23 protein-coding genes, 1 tRNA gene and 1 pseudogene are annotated in these 22520 nt (G+C 45.5%); all 25 read right to left on the bottom strand.

Annotated elements, in window-relative coordinates:
- Nucleotides 1–68: 68 nt before the first annotated feature.
- The 25 genes and pseudogenes from J7M13_08395 to J7M13_08275 all read right to left on the bottom strand — a co-directional run bounded on the left by J7M13_08395 (nucleotide 69) and on the right by J7M13_08275 (nucleotide 22325).
- The gene (locus J7M13_08395; GenBank protein ID MCD6363993.1) at nucleotides 69–1373 is read right to left on the bottom strand and encodes a TRAP transporter large permease; all 1305 of its coding nucleotides are present in this window, start codon (nucleotides 1371–1373) and stop codon (nucleotides 69–71) included.
- Complete coding sequence (locus J7M13_08390) at nucleotides 1373–1897, bottom strand: TRAP transporter small permease subunit (GenBank protein ID MCD6363992.1); 525 nt, start codon at nucleotides 1895–1897, stop codon at nucleotides 1373–1375. The genes J7M13_08395 and J7M13_08390 overlap by 1 nt, the downstream gene beginning before the upstream one ends.
- 136 nt (nucleotides 1898–2033) lie before the next feature.
- Nucleotides 2034–2883: pseudogene (pstA, locus tag J7M13_08385) on the bottom strand (phosphate ABC transporter permease PstA).
- The gene (gene pstC / locus J7M13_08380; GenBank protein MCD6363991.1) at nucleotides 2883–3749 is read right to left on the bottom strand and encodes a phosphate ABC transporter permease subunit PstC; all 867 of its coding nucleotides are present in this window, start codon (nucleotides 3747–3749) and stop codon (nucleotides 2883–2885) included. The pseudogene pstA and the gene pstC overlap by 1 nt, the downstream one beginning before the upstream one ends.
- A gap of 1 nt (nucleotide 3750) precedes the next feature.
- Nucleotides 3751–4584: a phosphate ABC transporter substrate-binding protein gene (locus tag J7M13_08375; protein ID MCD6363990.1), complete on the bottom strand. Its 834-nt coding sequence runs from the start codon at nucleotides 4582–4584 to the stop codon at nucleotides 3751–3753.
- 88 nt (nucleotides 4585–4672) lie between these two features.
- The gene (locus J7M13_08370) at nucleotides 4673–5794 is read right to left on the bottom strand and encodes an ATP-binding protein (protein MCD6363989.1); all 1122 of its coding nucleotides are present in this window, start codon (nucleotides 5792–5794) and stop codon (nucleotides 4673–4675) included.
- Nucleotides 5795–5948: 154 nt separating this feature from the next.
- Entirely contained in the window at nucleotides 5949–6629 is a 681-nt protein-coding gene (locus tag J7M13_08365) for a response regulator transcription factor (protein ID MCD6363988.1), read from the bottom strand.
- A 3-nt stretch (nucleotides 6630–6632) separates the two neighbouring features.
- The gene (gene der / locus J7M13_08360) at nucleotides 6633–7940 is read right to left on the bottom strand and encodes a ribosome biogenesis GTPase Der (GenBank protein MCD6363987.1); all 1308 of its coding nucleotides are present in this window, start codon (nucleotides 7938–7940) and stop codon (nucleotides 6633–6635) included.
- A 3-nt stretch (nucleotides 7941–7943) separates the two neighbouring features.
- Nucleotides 7944–9725, bottom strand: a complete 1782-nt coding sequence (gene priA / locus J7M13_08355; protein ID MCD6363986.1) for a primosomal protein N' — start codon at nucleotides 9723–9725, stop codon at nucleotides 7944–7946.
- Nucleotides 9697–10908: a bifunctional phosphopantothenoylcysteine decarboxylase/phosphopantothenate--cysteine ligase CoaBC gene (gene coaBC, locus J7M13_08350; protein MCD6363985.1), complete on the bottom strand. Its 1212-nt coding sequence runs from the start codon at nucleotides 10906–10908 to the stop codon at nucleotides 9697–9699. Before coaBC ends, priA begins: the two co-directional genes overlap by 29 nt.
- Nucleotides 10866–11093: a DNA-directed RNA polymerase subunit omega gene (gene rpoZ / locus J7M13_08345; GenBank protein ID MCD6363984.1), complete on the bottom strand. Its 228-nt coding sequence runs from the start codon at nucleotides 11091–11093 to the stop codon at nucleotides 10866–10868. The genes coaBC and rpoZ overlap by 43 nt, the downstream gene beginning before the upstream one ends.
- Before the next feature lies 1 nt (nucleotide 11094).
- Nucleotides 11095–11685: a guanylate kinase gene (gene gmk, locus J7M13_08340; GenBank protein MCD6363983.1), complete on the bottom strand. Its 591-nt coding sequence runs from the start codon at nucleotides 11683–11685 to the stop codon at nucleotides 11095–11097.
- Entirely contained in the window at nucleotides 11672–11938 is a 267-nt protein-coding gene (locus tag J7M13_08335) for a DUF370 domain-containing protein (GenBank protein MCD6363982.1), read from the bottom strand. The genes gmk and J7M13_08335 overlap by 14 nt, the downstream gene beginning before the upstream one ends.
- Nucleotides 11939–11951: 13 nt before the next feature.
- The gene (locus tag J7M13_08330) at nucleotides 11952–12818 is read right to left on the bottom strand and encodes a YicC family protein (protein MCD6363981.1); all 867 of its coding nucleotides are present in this window, start codon (nucleotides 12816–12818) and stop codon (nucleotides 11952–11954) included.
- 28 nt (nucleotides 12819–12846) lie between these two features.
- Nucleotides 12847–13926, bottom strand: a complete 1080-nt coding sequence (gene hflX / locus J7M13_08325) for a GTPase HflX (GenBank protein ID MCD6363980.1) — start codon at nucleotides 13924–13926, stop codon at nucleotides 12847–12849.
- Entirely contained in the window at nucleotides 13923–14537 is a 615-nt protein-coding gene (locus J7M13_08320) for a 1-acyl-sn-glycerol-3-phosphate acyltransferase (protein MCD6363979.1), read from the bottom strand. Before J7M13_08320 ends, hflX begins: the two co-directional genes overlap by 4 nt.
- Nucleotides 14494–15165: a (d)CMP kinase gene (locus tag J7M13_08315; protein MCD6363978.1), complete on the bottom strand. Its 672-nt coding sequence runs from the start codon at nucleotides 15163–15165 to the stop codon at nucleotides 14494–14496. The genes J7M13_08320 and J7M13_08315 overlap by 44 nt, the downstream gene beginning before the upstream one ends.
- Before the next feature lie 18 nt (nucleotides 15166–15183).
- A complete protein-coding gene (locus J7M13_08310; protein MCD6363977.1) occupies nucleotides 15184–16023 on the bottom strand; it encodes an HDOD domain-containing protein in 840 nt (279 codons plus the stop codon).
- A gap of 70 nt (nucleotides 16024–16093) precedes the next feature.
- A complete protein-coding gene (locus tag J7M13_08305; protein MCD6363976.1) occupies nucleotides 16094–16801 on the bottom strand; it encodes an rRNA pseudouridine synthase in 708 nt (235 codons plus the stop codon).
- Nucleotide 16802: 1 nt separating this feature from the next.
- Nucleotides 16803–17792 carry a tryptophan--tRNA ligase gene (trpS, locus tag J7M13_08300; GenBank protein ID MCD6363975.1) on the bottom strand — a complete coding sequence of 330 codons (990 nt, stop codon included), beginning with the start codon at nucleotides 17790–17792 and terminating at the stop codon, nucleotides 16803–16805.
- A gap of 16 nt (nucleotides 17793–17808) precedes the next feature.
- Nucleotides 17809–18234: a ribonuclease HI family protein gene (locus J7M13_08295; GenBank protein ID MCD6363974.1), complete on the bottom strand. Its 426-nt coding sequence runs from the start codon at nucleotides 18232–18234 to the stop codon at nucleotides 17809–17811.
- Entirely contained in the window at nucleotides 18231–19001 is a 771-nt protein-coding gene (locus tag J7M13_08290; protein MCD6363973.1) for a Nif3-like dinuclear metal center hexameric protein, read from the bottom strand. Before J7M13_08290 ends, J7M13_08295 begins: the two co-directional genes overlap by 4 nt.
- Nucleotides 19002–19144: 143 nt before the next feature.
- Nucleotides 19145–19220: transfer RNA gene (locus J7M13_08285), tRNA-Ile, on the bottom strand.
- Between the two features lie 60 nt (nucleotides 19221–19280).
- Nucleotides 19281–20291 (bottom strand): arsenic efflux protein, encoded by a 1011-nt coding sequence (locus tag J7M13_08280; GenBank protein ID MCD6363972.1) that lies wholly within the window; start codon nucleotides 20289–20291, stop codon nucleotides 19281–19283.
- Nucleotides 20292–20297: 6 nt separating this feature from the next.
- Nucleotides 20298–22325 (bottom strand): methyl-accepting chemotaxis protein, encoded by a 2028-nt coding sequence (locus tag J7M13_08275; protein MCD6363971.1) that lies wholly within the window; start codon nucleotides 22323–22325, stop codon nucleotides 20298–20300.
- Nucleotides 22326–22520: the final 195 nt, after the last annotated feature.

The raw sequence follows: 22520 nt of genomic DNA, 5'->3' as shown, positions 1-22520 counted from the left end.
TGTTACCCACTTTTCCTTTCACCCCCCATTTTTACTTGCTTTCTTTCCCCCTGACGCGCCTGCCTCCTTCACCTGATCCCCAGAATTAAACGAGGAAGAAACATGGATAAGGAGGGGAAGTAAGTGGTCAATATTATCACGGGAACGTTTCCGAGAAGCATGAAGACCAGTGCCGGTTTTATATACTGATCGAAGGAAACCCTTCCCACACGCCCTCCGAGGTAGAGAATCGGCGCCGTCGGCGGAGTCACATTACCTAACCCAAGATTAGTCCCCAGGATAGCCGCGAAGTGCACTGGATGAACTCCTATACGCACCGCTAACGGAAGAAGCAGAGGAGCAACAAGCATTGTCCCGCTTAAATCATCCATAAGCATACCGATTATTATCAGAAAAACGTTTATCATAAGCAATATAACGTACTTATTGTGAGATATGGAAAGCAAGAAGTTAGCTATCTTCATGGGCACCTGCTCCATCGTATAAAGCCTGCCAAGTATCGTAACGAAAAATAGCATCAGAACAATGACTCCGCTCGTGGTTGCCGCTGTATAAAGCGATCTGGCAAACGTTCTGAAATTAAGCTCCTTATGAACAAAGAAACCTATTATCACAGAGTAGGTAACCGCAACGGCAGCAGCCTCGGTGGGGGTGGTGGCTCCGCTATAGATACCTCCCAGTATGATAACCGGCATAAGCAAGCTCCAGATGCTTTTTCTCGTGGCACGTGCCACGATTTTGACCTTCTCAAAGCCGTGAACCGGAGGTTCAACCTTAACCATGGGAAAATGCTTTTTAACCATAAAGTAATTGATTATAGAATAGAGGGTCGCAGTCAGAATGCCGGGGATCACGGTCGAGAGGAAGCACGCGGTCACGGAAGTTTGAGTAACCCAACCATACAAGATCATGGGAACGCTCGGCGGTATAAGCTGGCCCAAAATGGCCGCACAGCTCACCATTGCGGTAGTATAATATCGAGGATACCCCTTTTCCTCAAGCTTTGGAATCATTATGGTACCAATAGCGGCAACAGCAGATGAAGCCGTTCCAGAAATAGCCCCAAAGATGGCACACGCCCATATGGTAGCAGCTCCTAATCCCCCACGTAGTCTACCAAGCAGAGCCTCAGCGAAGCTAACGAGTCTCTCTGCAATTCCGCTCGATCCCATCAGCATACCAGCCGTTATAAAAAACGGTATGGAAAGCAATGTGATAGAGTTCATAGCCCTGAACCCTATGGTGGTTAGGAAGGAAAAATCAGGAAATGCAATCATCGCCATGTAAAGAGCCGCTGTCATGAAGCAGAAGGGCACGGGAACGCCTATGGCTATGGTGACTATAAGGATCAGAATATCAATTACGATATGCATTACCCGATCTCCTCCTCTCTCTTTGCAACTTCCATAGGTCTCTTACCCAAAAGCTGAAGGGTATAGTCTATGAGCTCTACAAGCGTATAAAAAGCCATTAAAACCGCTGACAGAAAGAGAGAAATCTGTGCGTATATAACGGGGACCCTCAGAGAGGGAGAGTACTCCGGCGTCTTGATAGACCAAAGGATATAGTTCCATGCCCATTTGGAAAATATGCTCGTCATAACGAGTGTAAAGAGCGTAACGCTAAATTTTATCCAGAGCATGCGCCTCGGGTTCTTGACTATGACATTTAGGACATCAGCTTTGATATGACTCCTCTCGCGGGAAGCATGAGCTGCGCCTATAAAGTAGAGCCAGCACCCTACAAGAGTAGCGAGCTCTTCCGTTCCCATGATTGGAGCCTTAAAGATATACCTGAGGATAACCTGCGTCATGACCATAACGGTCACGGTGATGGAGACAATAACGAGGATAGCACGCTCCGCCTTCTCGAGGAACTTCCATACGATAAGTCCCATCCTCCCAATACCCCCTTATCGTTTTCAACGGGAAAAAGATACATGATTCTTGGAGTTTTGGAATCATTATATCAAATACGCACGATCTTAGCAAGAAAGATATAAAACGATATAAAGCGGAAGGCGAAGGACTACATCACCATCTCATCTTTCTTGAACGGTATCTTAGGAATATGCCTATACCGCTGATACCCAAAACAAGTAAGAGAAGCACAAGAGCCGTTCCAAACGCGATCGGAACCTGGTACTCGGGCTTAGTTCCCTCAGTCATCAAACCATATATTAAATATGATAATGCCATAACCTCGTCGAAGAGAGAGCGGGGAGTGTGCCGGCAATAAAACGCAGCTGCGGTGAACATGATGGGTGCCGTCTCACCCGCCGCTCTACCAAGGCTTAAGATAGCACCCGTTAGAATGCTCGGAAATGCCATTGGTATAACCACCGTCTTGATCATTCTCCATTTTGTAGCTCCAAGGGCATATGCAGCCTCCTTAAGATCAGCAGGAACACTGTTCAAAGCTTCCTCCGTGGTTCTTATTATGACCGGAAGAATCAATATTCCCAAGGTCAATATGCCGGAAAGGAGGGAAACACCGAAACCAAGCCACTTAACGAAAAAATGCCATTCCGAACAATCCAAAAACGACCGAGGGAACACCAGCGAGAGTATTAACACAAGCTCTTATCAGGTATGTAAGCCAGGTTTCCCTTGCATACTCCTTAAGATAAATTCCTGCCAGCACGCCAAGGGGAAATGCAAAAAGCAGGGATCCTATGGAAAGATAAAACGTTCCTACAAGCGCAGGGTAGATACCTCCCTTTGTAATTCCACATCTCGGAAATTCGGTCAGAAAGGAAATGGATAGAACCTGAGCCCCATTAACGCATATAACAAAGAAAAGCGAGAAAAGAAAGGTTAAAACGAACAGCAAGACAAGTCTAAGGATAAAGAGGGCTACCTTCTCCTCAAGAACCGTCCACATCATAGATATATCCTCCTTTTTGCAAAACGTTCAGCGAGGAAGTTGAAAGCAAAAGTGATAAAGAACAAAAGCATCCCTATGGCAAAGAGCGCATGGTAATGGGAACTTCCCACAGGAGCTTCCCCCATTTCAGCAGCTATGGTAGCGGTCATAGTTCTGACTGGATCAAATATGGATCTTGGTATCTGGGGAGATCCACCGGCTACCATGAGAACCGTCATCGTTTCCCCAGCAGCTCTCCCTAATCCTAAAAGAATGCTCGTTATTATTCCAGATGAGGCAGTGGGCATAACGATCTTAACTATGGTTCTCCACCTCGTGGCTCCAAGAGCGTAGGACGCTTCGATAAGATCTCTCGGAACGGAGGACATCGCATCCTCAGCGACGCTCGCAACGGTGGGTACTATCATCACGCCAAGAATCACAGAAGCAGTGAATGCGTTTAATCCCACTGGAACGGAAAACACGTTCATAACAAGCGGTCCGAAAAACGCCATACCGAAGAAACCATAAACCACAGAAGGAATGCTCGCTAATATCTCAAGAATGGGCTTTAAAAGCTCTCTCACACGAGGACTCGCAATCTGAGAGAGATAGATAGCAGATCCCAGACCCAACGGCACACCAACGATAAGAGCTCCCAGCGTGATAACGGCTGATCCCACGAGAAGAGGAAGAATTCCAAAATCGGGAGGGGAAGACGTGGGATACCAATCATCACCAAAGATAAAGTCCCACAGGGATACCTTATAGAATATGGGAATCCCTTCCATAAAGAGCATAAGAACTATACCGAAAACGATGAGAATCGCGATCGAGGCGCATGTGAGGAGAAGCGCCTCGATCGCTTTCTCTCTCAACCTCATCTTAATCCTTTAGTCCTATTGGAACAAACCCCTGCTCCTTAACTATCCTCTGCCCCTCAGGAGACAGAACGAAATCTATAAACTCTTTAACTGCTCCCGTAGGCCTTCCATTGGTATACATGAAAAGAGGCCTCGAGAGCTTATACGAACCATCTATAACAGTCTTAAGGGTAGGATAAACCCCATCTACTTTAAGAGCTTTAAGGGATTTCGAAAGGTAGCCCAATCCCACATAACCTATCGCTCCCGGCGTTTTAGCCACTGCCATCGCAACCGCCTTGTTAGAAGCCATTAAAAGCGCATCTTTTCTTATCTTAGTCCCTTTAAGAACAAGATGCTCAAAAACCTCATAGGTACCCGAAGAAGAATCCCTCGATATCACAATTATCTTCATATCTTTACCACCAAGCTCCTTCCAATTTCTGATCCTTCCAACATATATATCCTTTATTTGATCAATGGTCAAAGCGCTCACAGGGTTAGAGGAATGAATGACCACAGCGATTCCATCCTTAGCTATTACATGAGCTACCGGATTAATCCCCTTCGCTTTCGCTCTTATTACCTCCGAGGGTTTCATAGGTCTCGATGCATCAGCTATATCGCAAGTACCATCGATCAGAGCGGATATTCCGACGCCAGATCCTCCTCCCTTAACGAAAACATCGATCTCAGGATGCAAATCCATGAACCTCTCTGCACATGCCTGAGCTATAGGCAAGACGGTGGTCGATCCCACTATGTTAATCTTTTCAGACCCAACAGCCCAAGAACCTCCCACGAGAGCGAACACGGCGATAACGGCTACCGCCAAGACAAATCTGAAACTTCTCAAGAGAAACACCTCCCTTTAAGAGCGTTTTTGCAGGAAAAATTTTAAGGAAAGTTTGCAAAGCGAGGTTAAAGGAAAATTAAAGTTTTCTTTAAAGAGGAAAGATGAGGGTAAACCTGGCTCCCTCACCGGGGCTGCTTTCAACCTCTATCTCTCCCCGATGAAGCAAAACTGCTTCCTTGACTATGGATAATCCCAGACCTGTGCCTCCAAGCTTGCGTGATCGCGATTTATCCACAACATAGAATCTATCGAATATGCGCGGAATATGCTCACGGGGAATTCCCATACCGGTATCCTCCACTATAAGCTTTAAACGACTCTCATTCCACCTCACCGTCACCCTTATCCTTCCCTTTTCAACATTGTACTTAACAGCGTTGTCTAAGAGATTAATAAGAGCACGTTCAAGCATAAACCGATCTCCTTTCAGGGTAGGAGCATCCTCTGGAATATCAATTTCGAGACCAAGCCCCTTACGCTCCATCTCTTTTTCAAAGAGAACGGATACGTCCTCAACGAGCTCCCTTAAATTCACCATTTCAAAGCTCAAATCTGCTCCCTTTTTAATCAGCTGAAGAGTCAGCATATCTGAAACTATCTTTATAAGTCTTTCGGTATGCCTTTTGATAATTGAAAGAAACCTCCTATCCATATCGCCGGTTTCCTCAACGGTCTCAACCGCTCCTTTTATGGCAGTCAAGGGGGTTTTGAGTTCATGAGCCATGCTGGATATAAGGTCCGACTCCATACTTCTTAAGCGGGCTCTCTCTGTAATATCCTTCATATATATCAAGCTTCCGTTTTTAAGAGGAATGACAGTCGCAAGGTATATCTCATCGCCCAAGACCAATTCCATACCATCGATCCCAACGCCATCGCGAGCCAGCTCCGCGAGCTTAAAGAGCGAGCGTTCCTTAACTACCTCCCAATACCATCTACCCTTAAGGTTTCTGCCTTCCCTTTCACCAATGAGCTTCGCGAAAGAAATGTTAGCCATTTTTACTCTGCCAATCTCGTCGAGAAAGAGAAGCGGGTCCTTGACCACGCGAAATAAGCCCTCGATTTCTCCTTCCCTTAGCGAAAGCTCAGAAGAGATATGCTCCAGATGACGCGCTATCTCGTTTACCTCCTTAGAGAGCTCCCCTATTTCATCTCTACTCGCCACAAAAATCCTCGCTTTAAAATCACCAACTCCTAACCTTCTAAGCAAACTGATAATCCGTCTTAAACGCCTTCCCCGGTAGAGATCTACACCTAAAAAGGTGAAGAACACAGAAGCAAGAAGGAGAGCTCTCCCTGCGGGGCTATCAAAGCGGGGAAAAACAATCAAGAAAAGGGATAAAAATAGGAAAAACCAGAGAGATTTATCTCTCAAGCTTATAACCTACTCCTCTCAGGGATTTAATTGCTTTTCCCGCCTCACCAAGCTTCTTTCTCAAATTGTTTATGTGAACATCAACGGTACGATCCACAACGAACTTACCTCCCCAGAGCTTCTCAAGCAGATCTTCTCTCGTAAAGACTCTGCCAGGGTTCTGAAGAAATACCACGAGGAGCTTGAATTCTATGGGAGTCAGCTCTATTCTCCTACCACTGAGCGTCACTTCCATGGTTTCAAGATCAACCAGAAGAGAGCCTCTCTTTATCAAGCTTGCCTTATTAACCCCAGCTACACCATACCTTCTAAGAACCGCTTTAACCCGCGCTATCAGCTCACGAGTACTAAAAGGCTTAGTCAAATAGTCATCAGCCCCAAGCTCGAGTCCGACAACCTTATCGATCTCGCTATCCTTAACGCTAAGCATTATTATCGGTATCCTCGAAAGACGCTCATCCCTTCTTATATAACGACACACCTCAAATCCATCCATGCCCGGAAGCAAGAGGTCAAGAATAACCAAGTCAGGATAAAAGGATTTCAGGGAAGAGATAAAGCTCTCTCCATCGTAAAAGCCCCTAACATCAAACCCCTCTCTCTTCAAGTTATAGGATATTAGTTCAACTATATCCTCCTCGTCATCGACAACGGCTATAGTCTTCCTCAAGACCTAATGCCTCCTTAGTCGAAACCTCACAGGAGTGCCTTCGAAGCCAAAAACATCCCTAAAGCGTTTCTCAAGATAGGAAAGATAACACTTCTTCACCAGCTCCGGAGAGTTTACGGAAAGCTCAAACAGAGGAGGAGCTTCTCCTTTCTGAGAGATGAAATATATTTTCAACCTCCTACCCCTTTTATCAGAAGGGGGAGGAGAGAAGTAAAGAGCTTCTTCTAAAACCCTATTTAGCTGAGAAGTCGGTATCCTTGTTCTCCAGCTCGAGTAAACCCTGTCTATCGCTGGAAAGAGCTCCTCCACATTATAACCGGTCTTAGCAGAAATAAACAAAATCGGTGCATAGCTCACGAAATAGAACTCCTTTAGAAGAAAGCTTCTAAAAGCCTCCGGATCATAGCCGGGTAAAAGATCCACCTTGTTTACCGCAATTATTAAAGCTCTACCTCTTTCCTCTACCATTCCTGCTATTCTCTTATCCTGCATCGTTGCCGGTTCAAGAGCATCGAGCATAAGAATCGCAACATCGCTTCTCTCAAGAGCCCGCAGACACCTTAACGTGCTATAGTACTCAATGCTGTCCTTTATCCTAGATCGCCTTCTTAACCCAGCAGTATCGACAAACAAATATTCCCTATCCCCATGCCTGACTATACTATCAACCGAATCTCTCGTCGTTCCCGGCTCTTCACAAACTATCGCCCTTTCCTCGCCAGATAGAAGATTAAAAAGAGATGATTTACCAACGTTAGGCCTTCCAAGTATGGCAACCCTTATCACCCCTTCAAGCATTGGTTCTTCCTTAACCTCAGGGAGAATCTCCAAAAGCCTATCGAGAACCTCATCAAGGTTTCTCTTAGATTCTGCTGAAACTGGTACAGGATCTCCCATACCAAGGGCGAAAAAGTCAGAGACAAGTTTCTCATGTTTCTCGTCATCTATCTTATTAACAACGAGAACCGTCTTTTTTCTCATTCTTCTTAACACCTCTGCTACTTCCTCATCCGCTGGAAGGAGTCCATCCCTACCGCTTACCACGAATAGCACCGCATCTGCTTCCTCAACTGCTCTCAAGACCTGCCCTCTTACGCCCTCCCAGACAGGGTCCCTTTCTCCAATGAGAACCCCCCCGGTATCCACGAGCCAAAATTTCCTGCCAAGCCATTCTCCTATCCCATATATTCTATCGCGGGTGATGCCAGGCCGATCTCCCACTATGGCTTTTCTCTCTCCTATTATTTTGTTAAACAGAGTTGATTTCCCAACATTAGGTCTTCCAACTATGGCAACCACGGGCAAGCCCATCATCTACACCTCCGGAGGATCCACTAAAAGGTAAAAATTTTGCGTAAGCCTGAGCTTCCCTTCAAAGATAAGCTTCCAAACCTTATCCTGAAGCTCTCCCTTCTTTCCCTTAAGAAGCAGAGACAGCGATAATCTTCCACCCTGGGCTCCTTTTCTCAGAGGTCCCAGAACTTCCAACCCTCTGTCTTTAAGAAATCTCCCCGCCTCTTTAAGCTTCTCTCTCAATACAGATTCACTCCTACCCACAGCTACTAAAAGAGCCACACTTGAAGCGGGGGGATAGGAAAGCTCTCTTCTCTTAGCAAGCTCACTTTCGAGAAACTCCTTCCAAGAGTCATCTTTAAAGACCTTAAAAGCTGGATGACCCGGTATATAAGTTTGAACATAAAGCTCATCCGGTGAGAAATCCGCAAGCGAATATATCATCCTCACCGTTTCCTCCTCACCCCTGTAGCTCGATCTGTAAATAAGCGTATCCGCAAGAAGCAAACAGGCGAGAGAAACGCCCCGCATAACTTTCGCTTGAAGAACCCTTTGCGTTCCGAGCACGACAAGAGCTTTTTCATCAAACGTTTCCGTCTCAGCATCCCATCTGAAAACACTTCCAAGCTCCTTCGTTAAAGCTACTTCGACCCGCTCGATTCCTGGAGCACCCTCTCTAAGGAAAAAACCACCACAATTTGGACACTTGTTCGAAACGAAAACCTCATATCCACAATAAGAACACTTGAGTTTCTTCTCATCCCTGTAAAAGGAGAGAGGAATTTCACATCTCGGACACTCTGGCACGTACCCACACTCCTCACACTTAAGATAAGACGCATAAGCTTTTCTATTCAGAAGAATTATGCTCCTCTTACCGTGTCTAAGGTTTGCCTTCACCCTTCTGAAAACTGACAGGGATAGAAAAGCCTTAGTTTTGGTTTTCCTCAGATCCATTATTTTATAAACTGGTTTTCGCCCCCTCGGAAGCTCAAGGAGCCCCCATCCATTTTGAACTACAAGCTCATAAGCCTCAGTGCTTGGGATGGGACTCCCAAGGACCATAGAATAGCTTTCCACTTTACCCCTTAGTAAAATGGCATCCCGCGCGTGGATATAAGGCCTTAATATCCTTCTTAAGTAAGGGTTACCTTCATCCTCAATTATGACGAGAGATAAACACCTTAAGGGAAGAAGTGAAGCAGAAGACGTACCTATAAATAAAGCTTCTTCATCCCTTTTAGCTACCTCCCAAGAAAGCTTTCTCTCCCTCCTTCCCATATGAGCATGCCAGAAAAAAGTCCTTTCTTTAAAGGAAAGCTCATCAGCCCAATGTTCAAGATCCTCCACCTGAGGAGCTATAAAAAGAACTTTACCCCCTCTCTCCAAGACATCGGCTATAAGGCTCCTATAAAACTTCGACCTTTCCTTTCTTCCCCCAACGAGCACTTTTTTAAAAAGGGGATAACTCACCTTAAAACCAGCTTCTCCAAAGGATGAAAGATAGTCATAAGGAAAAAGCATCTTGAGGCTTAACCCAAGAGGATAGCAATACTTCCATGAGATGAGCTCAGCAAGCCTAAAGAAGTTCCGCGGTAGAGGAGGAACCCTATCTATAACTTCAGAAACCGACCTTAAATCATCTCTTTTAAACTCACCACCAGTGGAAATTACCCACCCTCGTGCGATGGACTTCCCTACAGGGACCTTCACTCTAACTCCTACCTTAAGCTTTCTATCATAGCGATAGGAAAGAGGAAGATATATAGGACGCTCAACTGCGACATTTAAGACGTATGTCATTGGCTTCCTTAAGTATCTCCTCCGCTATCCTCTTCTTGTGGGCTCTTGGAAGAAACCTCACAATCCCAGAGGGATATACGAAAGCTACCTCGTTCTCATCCCCCTGAAACCCCTTAAAGGCACTATTTACAACCATGAGATCCGCATTCTTCTCCCTTAGCTTTCTGTGCGCGTTTTTATAAATATTTTCCGTTTCAAGGGCAAAACCAACCAGAACTTGCCCCTTCTTCTTGAGCTTGCCAAGCTCTTGAAGTATATCAGGATTCCTAACGAGTTCCAATAATAGACTATCTTTGCCTTCCTTCTTTATTTTAGAAAACGAGCGAAATCTCGGTCTAAAGTCCAGCACCGCAGCCGATTTAATGGTTATACAGGATTCCGGAAAAAGCTCAAGCGCTATCTCGAACATCTCTCCGGTCGTCTCAACGCGGTACAACTTAACTCCCGGTGGAGGAGAAAGGGAAACAGGACCGCTGATTAAGTCCACCTCTGCTCCCATAAGCCTGGCAACATAAGCAACCGAAAAGCCCATCTTACCTGAAGATGGATTCGATATGAACCTCACCGGATCGATGTTTTCCTTAGTAGGGCCAGCACTCACAAGGATACGAAGTCCTTGCAAAGCTTTAGGCTCATACAAAGCCTTCTCCAGCTCAAAGAATGCTCTCTCTGGGGAAGCGAGCCTTCCTTTACCGGTTTCACCACATGCTAAAAATCCGCTTTCGGGTTCCAAAATAGACGCTTCTTCCCTTAAAATTCTAAGATTTCGCGTTATACTTTCACTCGAAAGCATTCTCCAGTTCATCGCAGGAGCGATAATCCTGGGACCTCTGAAAGCCATATATACCGTCTCAAGTAAACCATCAGCTCTTCCCGCACGAACCGCCGACATAAAATCGGCTGAGGCAGGATAAACGATCAAAGCTTCCCCCCAAGAAGCAAGATCCACATGAGGAGTACCCCCAGAAAAGTAAGATGAAGGAGAGTAAACTCCCTCAGAAAAGGGTGAGAAAAGAAGCGGACTTACGAACTTGCATGCCCCCTCGGTCAAGATAACTTTGACTTTTGCTCCTCCCGACTGAAGAAGTCTTAAGAGCTCAACCGCCTTATATACAGATATGCTCCCTGAAATCCCTAAAATTATCCTTCTTTCTTGGAGGAAGCTTTTGAAGGTAGCTCCCATTCTACCAACCCCTGCTCTATCTCCCTCAAGGCTACCGATAGCGGTTTTATCGCCTCAGCGTTTATAACTCTCCTTGAGGGATCCATGCTTATAACCCTCGCCCTTTTCGCCGCTATAAGCGTCAGAAGATAGTGTGTCTTTATGCCAGTTTTTTTCATCACATCCTCCACACAGGGATAAAACATATTAGGAATCACCTCCCGCATCGCGCCCATATATCTCACTTTTTACTATCTTAACGAGCTCCTCAGATGCCTTCTCAATATCATCGTTAACGACGGCATAGTCATAGACATCCATTCTATTCATTTCCCACTGTGCGTTTTTAAGGCGTAATTCCATTTCGCTCTCCGTTTCGGTTCCTCTTTTCTTCAGTCTTCGAAAAAGCTCCTCCTCCGAGGGAGGAAGAATGAATATCAATACCGCTTCAGGGAAGCTCCTTTTTACCTGAAGAGCTCCCTGAACATCGATCTCCAAGACAACGCTTTTACCCTCGCTTAGCTTGCTTTCAACAAATTTTCTCGGCGTTCCATAGAGATTGCCATGAACTTGGGCCCATTCGAGGAGCTCACCATTCCTTTTCATTTTCTCAAACTCCTCCTCAGAGATAAAGAAATAATCTACCCCATTTCTTTCTCCCGCGCGGGGCTTTCTCGTAGTCACGGAGACCGAATATACCAAATTAGGGACCCTCTTAAAGAGCTCTCTTCTTAACGTCCCCTTACCTGCTCCAGAGGGTCCCGAAATGACAAAAAGCTTACCCTTATTTTGAGCCATTCTCCTTTTCGTTTTCCTCCAACACTCTGTTTGCTACCGTTTCTGGTTGAATAGCTGAAAGTATTATGTGATCGCTATCGGTTATTATAACGGCGCGAGTCCTTCTCCCACACGTTGCATCTATAAGTTTCCCCTTCTCCCGCGCCGCTTCTTTCATGCGCTTTATCGGAGCGGATCCAGGACTCACGATCGCCACTATTCTATTAGCCACGACCACGTTCCCAAATCCAACGTTTATAAGCTTTAACCCCATAAAAGATATCACCTCACTCTATATTTTGAACTTGCTCCCTTATTCTCTCAAGCTCCGCTTTCATCTCAACAACAAGCCTTGATATTTCTACCTCTCCAGCCTTAGAGGAGAGAGTATTTATCTCCCTCAACATCTCCTGAATGAGAAAATCCATCTTCCTACCTATAGGACTGCCTTTATCAAGCATCTTCGAGAATTGCTCAAGATGACTTCTAAATCTGACTATTTCCTCGGTAGCGTCTTTCCTTTCCTGAAAAAGGGCTATCTCGGCAAGCAACCTATCCTCATCTACGGAGACGTCTCTCAGTATCTCCTCCACCCTCTCCCTAAGCTTTTGAGGAATTGCCTCCCTAAGCTCCAAACACCTCCTTTCCACTTCTTCCGAAAGCGAAAAAAGGCTTCTTAAGCGCTCCTTAAGATCCTTAGCGAGAAAAGCTCCCTCCCTTTCTCTCATCTCCATCATACCGCTTACAGCTTCCGTAAGTGCTTTTTCAACTAAAGGCCATATCTTCTCAACGTCCTCCGTTATCTCGGTAACCTTAAACAGGTCCGGTAGCTTCATAAGTATATCAAGTCTTATCTCATCTAAAAGCTTAAGCTCGTCTTTAAGCTCATTAAGCATCTCATAATATCGCTTGGCAAGTGGCCTGTTAAGCATTATCTCCGGAATATAGCCTTCCAGATATCGAAAGCTGACCACAACACTGATTTTACCCCTCCTGATCCTTGCCCTCAAATAGTCCCTTATTCTCACCTCAAGCGCCAATAGGTTCTTGGGAAGTCTAACGCTTATATCGCAGAAACGATGATTAACAGAAAAAAGCTCAATTATGCATCTTATCCCCTCTCCCTCGCTCTCTCCCCTTCCATATCCCGTCATGCTCAGTAGCGTTCCCTTTTCCTCCAGCTCAAAGCCACCTCTCCATCGCCTGATATAGACCCTCGAGATTTAGCCTCTTTAAGGCAGAGATATATACGGCATCTCCGTATCGATTTCCTATCCTCGCCTTCAACGACTCAAGCTCATCCCTGCTAAGCTTGTCTATTTTGTTAAAAACCATTATGGTTGGTTTTTCCAAGCTCCTTAATCCCTTTAATACACCATTTACAGAATCTATTTGCTTGAAAAAATCATAGGAAGATATGTCAACTACATGAAGCAAACCATCCGACTCTCTAACCTCCTCAAGGGTAGCCCTGAAAGCAGCAACGAGATGATGTGGAAGCTTTCTTATGAAACCAACCGTATCGGTTAAGAGGATTCCTCTCCCTGAAGGAAGACGAATCCTCCTCGTTAATGGATCAAGAGTTGCGAACAGCTTATCCTCCACATAGACATCTTCACCACTTAAAGCTGATAAAAGCGTTGATTTTCCAGCATTGGTATATCCTACTATGGAAGCCTGAAATATTCCAGCCCTCTTCCTTCTTTTTCTTTGTATATCCCTCCTGCCCCTAACCTCTTCAAGCCTCTCCCTAAGGCGAGATATACGCTCCTTTATGCGTCTTCTTTCAGCTTCTATTTCCTGCTCGCCTGGACCCCTCGTACCTATACCACCACCAAGCCTTGAAAGCTCCCTACCCCTTCCTCTTAGCCTGGTTAGCTCATATGTCAAGCGGGCCAGCTCAACCTGAAGCTTAGCTTCTGCCGTTTTAGCTCTTCTGGCAAATATCTCTATTATAAGCTGAGTCCTATCCATGATTCTAATTCCCTCTCCCAGAGCCCTTTCAAGATTAGCTTGCTGACGCGGAGAAAGATCATCGTTAAAGACAACAATTTGTGCTGAACTCCTTTCAAGAAGCTCCTTAAGTTCCTCTACCTTACCTCTCCCCAGAAGAAATGCAGGGTCAGGCTTACGTCTCTGAGTCAGTATTGCAACCGCCTTTCCACCCCACGTTCTGAAGAGCTCCTTAAGCTCTTCTAACTGCTCTTCTATCTCAAGAGCGTTAGAAGATGGCGGTATTAAAGAAACAAGCACGCCTTTCATGTTTTACCGGCTTTATCAAGAAGCCCGCAAACGATCTCCCTCATCTCCTCGGTAAACCTATATATCTCCTCCTTGACTTTTCCCTTTTCCCGTTTGATAAACATGGGCTTACCAACTTCTACTCTTATTTTAGTCGGCTTTGGAAAAGCACTTCCACGAGGCATTGCCTCAAAACTTCCTTTTATCGCAACAGGAAGCACCGGAACCTGAGCTTTAAGAGCAACATAGGAAGCACCATGCATGAATCTTTTCACCATACCGTTTTCAGATCTCGAGCCTTCCGGGAAGAGCAAAACTGCCTTTCCATCTTTCACGAGATCGACTATTTTAGACAAAGCCCTTACATCCCCCTCTCCTCTTCTAACCGGAAACGCACCAAGCGAAATTATAAGCTTTCTCAGGAAAGGAACTTTAAAAAGCTCCTCTTTCGCCATGTAATAAAGCTTACGTGGAAGCACTGCACCAACTATGACCGGATCCATATTACTACAATGATTTGAAACTACTATGAGCCCTCCTTTCTCAGGAACATAACTTCTCCCCCTTATTTCTATAGCGAATCCAGCTTTAAGCAGAAAAAACGCCAGAGCCTTTAATACGCCGTAAAGCAAGGCGAACTACCTCCCCAACAACCTCATCCACGCTCATTTTCGTCGTATCTATCTCGACCGCATCAGCAGATTTCCTAAGCGGAGCAACTTCTCTCTCGGAATCTATTTTGTCCCTTCTTTTAAGATTTTCAAGTACTTCTCTAAACGATACCTTTTTTCCCTTTGAGGAAAGCTCCTTCCACCTGCGTTTCGCTCTCTCCTCGACTGATGCCGTTAAAAAAACCTTTAACTCTGCTTTCGGAAAGACAACGGTCCCCATATCCCTGCCCTCGACCACCGCATTCCTACCCTCAACGAGTCTCCTTTGAAGGGGAAGAAGTAAATCCCTCACTTCAGCTACTTTAGCTACTAAGGAAACGTTTCTATCTACATTTGGATCTCTTATATCTTCGGTGATATCTTTCCCATCGAGAAAAACTCTCTCCCCTTGAAACTCCAGCTTCATATCCCGAGCGATTTTTACCACTTTTGAGAGATCAGTGAGAGGAATACCCTCTCGTAGGAGCTTCAAGGTGAGGCTTCTGTAGATGGCACCGGTATCGAGGTAAAAAAAACCAAGCTTTTTTGCAACCAGCTTGGCAACCGTAGTTTTCCCACTACCGGCAGGACCATCTATCGCTATTATCAATACTTCTATACCCCTCCTTTAAGAAAGGGCTGAGAAGAGATCTTCCTGAAAGAGAGCATCGCTCGCTACCGCTATAAAGTCATCTATATTTTCGACGCCAAGATTTTCAAGAGCTATCTCGCTCAGCGGATAGAGAAGACCATCCGCCCCCAGTCCCCATCCAAGCATCAAGCAAATGGCATCTGACACATGAACTATGGATGTCAGCTGAGGATCGACATCGGCTTTCTCAGGCGAATGGTGATGAGATATGGAATCAACAAGCTCCTTAGGGAGGTTCCACTTCTCAGCTATCTTTCCACCTATATCGGTATGATCAAACCCGAGTATATCCCTTTCCGCCTCATGAAAAGGAACCTTCTCTACCTCAACCTTTTTCATAATAAGGGTAAAACCAAAGCGGACAAATTGATTTAAGACTATCTTGCCTATATCATGAAGGAGCCCTGCAACGAAAGCTTGCTCTATATCCTTATACTTGACCATCTTAGCGACCTCACGTGAGACAACCGCAACGCCCAGCGAGTGCCTCCACAGCTCCCCTCTGTCCATCGCATATCCCTTAAGCTCACCGCTTAAGTGCCCATGCGCAGCCGCAGCATAGATAAGCGACTTCACCGTCTTATATCCTAAAACGGTTATAGCCTCACCTAGGGTCCCTATGCTTCTCGGAAAGCCATAATAAGCCGAATTGGCAAGCTTCAATATCTTGGCTGTAAGTCCCTCATCCTGCGATATTATCTTAGCGATATCTGAGGAATTGCTTTTAGGATCGTTTAAAGCCTTAAGAGCCTTAACCACAACATGCGGAAGAGGAGGTATCTCGTCAACCTTTGCCAGAATCCGCTGCATAATCATGCTATCTACCGCCAATAGATATTACCTCCTCCAAAGAGCAGAACTTTAAAAAATACACCATTCAAAAACATTATACCACACCACCTCTATATATCATGTGCAAAAGCTCATCTTTGTTAAAAAATCTGTATTTTCCTTCATCAAGCTTCTCCAATCGCATCTTACCTATGGCTATCCTCTTAAGCCGCTTAACTCTGATCCCAAGATAGCCGAACATTCTCCTGACCTCTCTTTTTCTGCCCTCTCCAATCGTTATCTGAATCCATCCACTTGGAAGAACCTTCACCTTCGCAGGAGAGGTCAAACCATCATCAAGTGGAACACCGTCTCTGAGTATTCTAAGCTCAGCTTCGGTAGGTAGTCTGTCCGTCTTAACGAGATATGTCTTCTTTATCTCACCCGAGGGGTGCGTTAGAAGATGCGTCAGCTCTCCATCATTCGTAATTATTAGTAACCCTTCACTCCTTAAATCGAGCCTTCCCACCGGATAAATCCGTTCCTTTACCTCTTTAACCAGATCTATAACGGTGGGATTCCACCTATCCTCAACGGCACATACATATCCAATAGGCTTGTTCATCACTATATAAACTTTCCTTTCAGGCTTAACCAATTTACTCCCAACTTTAACTTCGTCCTTCTCAGAATTAACGAAAAATGCAAGCTCTTTCACAACTCTACCGTTTACCCTAACTCTTCCGCTTAAGATGAGCTCTTCTGCCTTTCTTCGAGAAGCTATACCGCATTGAGCTAAAAACTTATTGAGTCTAACTTTCATGCTACCAAGCTATCTTCATCGCTTCCTTTACCTTTTCCATCATGCTCACGGTAAACTCTCTTGCCTTTCTCGCGCCCTCATGAAGAACCTCTATGAGCTCCTCTCTCTTATTCTCGTATTCGCTCCTCCTCTTTCTAAACGGCTCAAGGGTTGGAATAAGATGCTTAAGGAGTATCCTCTTACAATCAACACAGCCTATAGAAGCGGTTCTGCATCCCTCAGAGATCTCTCTTATTTCCTCCTCGCTCTCGTTGAAAGCCTTGTGGAGATAAAAAACGGGACAATCCTCAGGAACCCCGGGATCGCTTCTCCTCATCCTGCGCGTATCGGTCATCATCGTCATAACCTTTTTCTCTACCGATGATGGATCCTCAGTTACACCAATGTAGTTATTATAGCTCTTGCTCATTTTTCTACCATCGGTTCCAAGAATCTTGGGAATAGGGGTGAATATAGCTTCAGGAATAACGAAAACATCACCATAGAAATAGTTAAACCTACGTGCTATTTCCCTCGTGAGCTCAAGATGCGGAGCCTGATCTTCACCAACTGGAACGTAGTGGGCATTGTATATCAATATATCCGCAGCTTGGAGAACCGGATACCCCAAAAAGGCATAAGTAGATAAATCCTTATTTTTTATTTCCTTCATCTGCTCCTTATAGGTCGGGTTTCTCTCAAGCCAGGAAACTGGGGTTATCATTGACAAGGCAAGATGAAGCTCCGCGTGCTCCGGAACCTCAGATTGAATAAAAACTATGCTCTTCTCAAAATCTATGCCCACGGCATACCAGTCCAGAGCCATATCCAATATATATTCCTTAAGCTTAGAGGGATCAGCGTATTCCGACATCATGGCATGCCAGTCAACTATACAGTAATAACACCTATACTTATCCTGAAAGCTCACCCAGTTCCTCAGGGCTCCGACCAAATGCCCCAAGTGAAGTTTGCCCGTGGGACGCATCCCACTTAAAACCCTCTTCAAGATAAGCCCCCCCTTCTCTTCAAGCTCTTACCTTAACCATTCTATACAGTCTCAAAGCGGTATTCGCAACCGAATCCGCTTCCTTGTTCATTCTTCTCGGGAGATGATGAATCGAAAACTCCCTAAACGATTCAGCGAGTTCCTTAGCCTCCATGAAAAGTCCCCTCAATTTCTGGCTCCTAACTATATAAACTCCTATTATCTGTTTGTAAACAAGCTCACTATCCACGAAAATCTCCACCTCCTCAGCTCCCCTCTCCTTAGCAAGTCTGAGAGCGGAGATCAAGGCAAGATACTCAGCAACGTTGTTTGTGGTTTCTCCTATATAGCAACCATATCTTTCCTTAATTTTCTTCCCTTTATCTTCATATTCCATAACAACCCCTATTGAAGCCTCTCCGGGATTGCCCCGAGAAGCTCCATCTGAAAAAATTCTGACTTTCATCCTGATAATGGATCCCTCTCCAGTATAACCTGCACGTCCAGCTCAGGGGCAAGTTTTCTCACATGGTCGGCAAGCTTAGGCAAGGTTCTTTCCTCCATCTCATGATGGCTCATTATGATGAGATTAATCTTAAAGCTAACTGCTTCGAGTATCTGATGATACTTTAAATCAGCGGTTATAAATAGATGAGCTGATAGCTCTCGCACCCTTCCCAAGAGATCTCCACAGCTTCCCATACATACAGCAACTTTCGAAATGCGCTCCCTCCCTGCAAATACCGGAATAAGAAAGGAAACGCTATCTTTTAAGTGAGAAACGATCTCCTCAAAGGAGATCTCGCCTATCTCTCCTATCCTTCCCATTCCAGCTCTCGGATCAGCAGGAGCTGGAACTATGGGAGCTCTATTCTGAAGCCCAAGCAGATCCGCCCAGAAATCGTTTCCTCCCCCCACTGCTGAATCCCACGGAGTATGAAGGGAGTAAACCGTAATGCGATTACACAGTGCAAGTGAAACGCTTTTACCAACGGGGGTTGAGAGATCTATACGCTTTAGTGGGCAGAAAAAGAGAGGATGGTGGGTTATGAGAAAATCACAGTTGCTTTCTGCAGCTGATGCTATGGAATGAAACGATGGATTCAATGCCACCCCAACGCGCCTTATCTCCGAATCGAACGGTCCTATCTGCAAGCCGGAATTATCCCATCCCTCCACGAGGCTGGAAGGAAACGCCTCCTCAATAAGATCGATAAGCTCCGTGTGCTTCAAGTCTCTCTTCCTCCCTAAAATGGTCTATTTCCCTTAAAAGCCATTCTATTTTAACACACGGAGAGCGGAACAGAAAAGATTTTAATCTGAAAACATCGCGAAAAAGAGGAAAAGCAGAAGATCAAGAACGAGGAATAAAAAAATGGTGGGCCCGGGAGGACTCGAACCCCCAACCTACCGGTTATGAGCCGGCGGCTCTGCCAATTGAGCTACGGGCCCACTTGCTACAAGCGTGATATATTATAACACATAAAATCAGTTTTAGGAAGACCCCCGCTATTAGAAACCCAAAATATAAAAGAGTCCCCCCACTACTACACCGAAAATTAAATTCAAGAGCTTTACAATAGCCGCATCCTTGAGAGAATGAGAAAGCAAGGGAAGAAGACCGTGCCCATCCTGCACGAAGGAGTTAACGAAGAGAATCGAAAACGGAATGAGCCCCTTAGCATAAGCAAAGGAGAAAAACATATGCGGTCCTGATTCAGGTATTATTCCCGCGAGCGCACTTGAAGCAAAGATAAAATGTGAGCGTTCCTTAAAGAACGCCACCACATCCCATCTGCTTGTCAGAAAATTAAGAAGAAGAAGAAAACCAAATGTCCACAGAAAAACCTTCCAGCCATGCGTAAGAAGAGCGTGTCTTATAACATGCTCATCAACATAGTGATCTGAGGCAGTGGCCAAAACAAAAAGAGAAAACGTCCCCACGCCAAGAAAGGTAAATTTCATCCAAAGCTCTATATCAGGATGAAGAAGCAGAAGCAACAGTAGAATCGCTATCAGCAGAAAAGCACCGTGTCTTCTTAGTGAAAATTTTCTAAAGGGCTTAAAGAGCGGTTTAACGATGAGTGAAGGCGGAGAGTCAAGACAGCATCTAAAATCACATGCATCACAGACAGCTATATTTAATCTCCCAATCAGAATATCAGAAAGCCAGCCAAAAACGATACCACAAAGGAAAAGCAGTAAGAAAATAAGAATCGCTCGTCTTGGAAATAGAGCAAGCATAAGGTATGACTCATCTCCCGAGGTAGCTATCATGGTTCCAACCAGCGCTCCGAAGCTCACAAAGCCATGCATATAAAGCGAAACGACCATAAAGGGACCTAAACAACCCGGGAGAGCTCCGAGAAATGAGGCTATAATATAGCTCGCGAACCTCCTCCCCTGAAGAAAGGAAGAGAACCTCCCCGCAGAGAGGAGGTTCGCATAATCGGTTATTATCATCATGTTAATTACGAAAAAGCTTATAACAAATGCATGATTCAAGCTCTTAAGAAATAGCAACTTTCATCAACCTCTCGGAGCTATTCCTTTTACATCGCTTTCCTCCACCTTAAAGCGCTCAAGTATCTTGCCAAGATCATCGGCTTCCTGCCTCAACTTAGTACCTATATCCTTAAGCTCTGTGGAAACGTTTCTCTGATCCTCAACGGACTGTGTTATGCCATTTATTATATCCATAACTTCCCTAACAGACTTCACTATAGAATCCATAGCAGCAGCCATCTCCTCGCTTGCCGCAGATTGCGTCTCCGTGAGACTGACTATCTCTTTTATGTCTTCTCCAACCTTCTCTATAGCTTTCATGACATCCTCTATCCTCTCGCGGGTTCTCTCTACGAGATCGACACTACTTTTTACCGCTCCTTCAGCCTTATTCATCATTCCCTCAAGGTTGCTCATCTCATCCACCATTCTCCTGGAAAGCTCGCCTATCTCGGAAGCAGCTGCGTTAGATTCCTCAGCGAGCTTTCTCACTTCCTCAGCCACAACGGCAAATCCCTTTCCAGCCTCACCAGCGCGAGCAGCCTCTATAGCCGCGTTTAAGGCAAGAAGATTGGTTTGATCCGCTATGGTACCTATCTTGTTAGCTATCTCGCTTATCTCTCCCAAGCTACCTGTGAGTCTCTCAACAGCTTCAGAAACCTCCCGAGTGCTATCCAAAACGACCTCAACCGCCTCAACCGTCTCATCAACGTGCCTTACTCCCTCGCGAGCCGCCTCAACCACGCGATTGGCTTCACCCTCTATCCTTCCAACCGCTTCCGCGACTGCTTGTGCTGAGGAAGCCACTTCCTCAACGCCAGCGCTCGTTTCCTCAGCAGCTGACGCCGCGCTCTCTATGCTACTACGCAGGCTCGTAACCTCACTATACTCGCTTTCTACCATACCGTGGAGCTTCTCACCAAGCCTTTCGACGTTCTCAGATGTCTTGCCTACTTCCTCGCTCTCAGACTTAACCTTAATAACAAGCTCTTTCAAAGACGAGATCGCTTTGTTAAGAGCATCTGCCATTATTCCTATTTCGTCTTTACCCAAATGCTCTATCTCATATGTCAGGTCTCCCTCAGCGAGCTTGGAAGCCGCCGTTTCGATCTTCCCTATTCTCTTAGATATGCTATTAGCCATGAATACAGACATGAATATCACGATAACCATCAAAATCCCACCAACCATGAGCCCGCGAGATATCAAGCCCTCTCTCGTCGCGAGATACTCATCTCCCGGAACTCCCAGACCGAGAGCTCCCACTACCTTTCCCGTAGAATCCTTCAGCGGAATAAGAGCGGCAAATTTAAGCATACCGCCTATTTCGGTCACCAATATGCTCTCCTTCCCCTGTTTTAAAACGGGCTCTCTCGCAGACTCGGGGATGGGTTCCCTCACCCGCTTACCATTCACAACAAGAGTTGTAGCCACTCTATTACCGCTCGCATCAAACAGGCTCATGGTTATATGCTTACCGCCCTTTATCTTATCGAGAAGCTCATCATCTAAAACGGTCCCGACCAAAACAACTCCTTTCCTTCCAACGGGAGAGTAGGCTATTACTTCTAATCCTTTCGCCCCCCTAAGAGCAGTTTTAAAATTTTTTTGTGCCTTAAGAACGCTTAAGACCGGCTTCGATTCTGGAATCGCACCCTTACCCTTCACATTAAGCCCCTGCTCTATCACGAGCTCTCCCTTAGCGTCATATATAGCAACGAAATCCACTCCCTCACTTCTTATACCTTTATATATGGGACTAAGAAAGCTACCTATAATAAACGCCGCTACCTTTTTACCCGCTGAGGCTCCAAGATTCAAACCATCGTTAACCTTCGAGCTCGAGGCTATAAGCTTAGCCATTCCCATATTAGTATTCCCAAGAGATTCGAACAACTCAAGAATCCCCCTTACCCTTGCCTTTGCCTCCGAGAGATAGGCCTTTTCAAGACTATCGAGTGCGAGCTTCGATATGATAAACACCGTTACCCCCACCGCCAGAAGTGAAATAACCACCCCTGCCACGATGAGCTTCGCCCTTATGCTCCTCACGACCCAATCCCCCCTCCTGTCTAAGTTAAACCCCTCAAGATTATTATACAGGATACGACAAAGCGCGCCTCATGTTGACAATCCTCAAAATCTAAGCTATTCTATAAGGTAGAGCGCTTCTTTCTCCCTCATATCAATATTTTCCTCGAAGTTCGGAAGCGCCAATCCCCTCTTACCAAGGAGGTGGTATTATGC

This window comes from Synergistota bacterium (genome assembly GCA_021159885.1).
GTDB lineage: Bacteria > Synergistota > GBS-1 > GBS-1 > GBS-1 > AUK310.
Note: the sequence above shows the minus strand (reverse complement) of the source record. Positions and strands in the feature narration are given on the sequence as shown.

What these genes read in the sequence shown, in the direction of transcription:
- J7M13_08305 (MCD6363976.1), bottom strand. Translation starts at nt 16,801, where the DNA reads ATGAAAGTTAGACTCAATAAGTTTTTAGCTCAATGCGGTATAGCTTCT.
- gmk (MCD6363983.1), bottom strand. Translation starts at nt 11,685, where the DNA reads ATGGCTCAAAATAAGGGTAAGCTTTTTGTCATTTCGGGACCCTCTGGA.
- J7M13_08295 (MCD6363974.1), bottom strand. Translation starts at nt 18,234, where the DNA reads ATGAAAGTCAGAATTTTTTCAGATGGAGCTTCTCGGGGCAATCCCGGA.
- der (MCD6363987.1), bottom strand. Translation starts at nt 7,940, where the DNA reads ATGGGCTTGCCCGTGGTTGCCATAGTTGGAAGACCTAATGTTGGGAAA.
- pstC (MCD6363991.1), bottom strand. Translation starts at nt 3,749, where the DNA reads ATGAGGTTGAGAGAGAAAGCGATCGAGGCGCTTCTCCTCACATGCGCC.
- hflX (MCD6363980.1), bottom strand. Translation starts at nt 13,926, where the DNA reads ATGAAAGGCGTGCTTGTTTCTTTAATACCGCCATCTTCTAACGCTCTT.
- J7M13_08330 (MCD6363981.1), bottom strand. Translation starts at nt 12,818, where the DNA reads ATGACGGGATATGGAAGGGGAGAGAGCGAGGGAGAGGGGATAAGATGC.
- rpoZ (MCD6363984.1), bottom strand. Translation starts at nt 11,093, where the DNA reads ATGTTTTATCCCTGTGTGGAGGATGTGATGAAAAAAACTGGCATAAAG.
- J7M13_08335 (MCD6363982.1), bottom strand. Translation starts at nt 11,938, where the DNA reads ATGGGGTTAAAGCTTATAAACGTTGGATTTGGGAACGTGGTCGTGGCT.
- J7M13_08390 (MCD6363992.1), bottom strand. Translation starts at nt 1,897, where the DNA reads ATGGGACTTATCGTATGGAAGTTCCTCGAGAAGGCGGAGCGTGCTATC.
- coaBC (MCD6363985.1), bottom strand. Translation starts at nt 10,908, where the DNA reads ATGGGAGCTACCTTCAAAAGCTTCCTCCAAGAAAGAAGGATAATTTTA.
- J7M13_08310 (MCD6363977.1), bottom strand. Translation starts at nt 16,023, where the DNA reads ATGATTATGCAGCGGATTCTGGCAAAGGTTGACGAGATACCTCCTCTT.
- J7M13_08395 (MCD6363993.1), bottom strand. Translation starts at nt 1,373, where the DNA reads ATGCATATCGTAATTGATATTCTGATCCTTATAGTCACCATAGCCATA.
- priA (MCD6363986.1), bottom strand. Translation starts at nt 9,725, where the DNA reads ATGACATACGTCTTAAATGTCGCAGTTGAGCGTCCTATATATCTTCCT.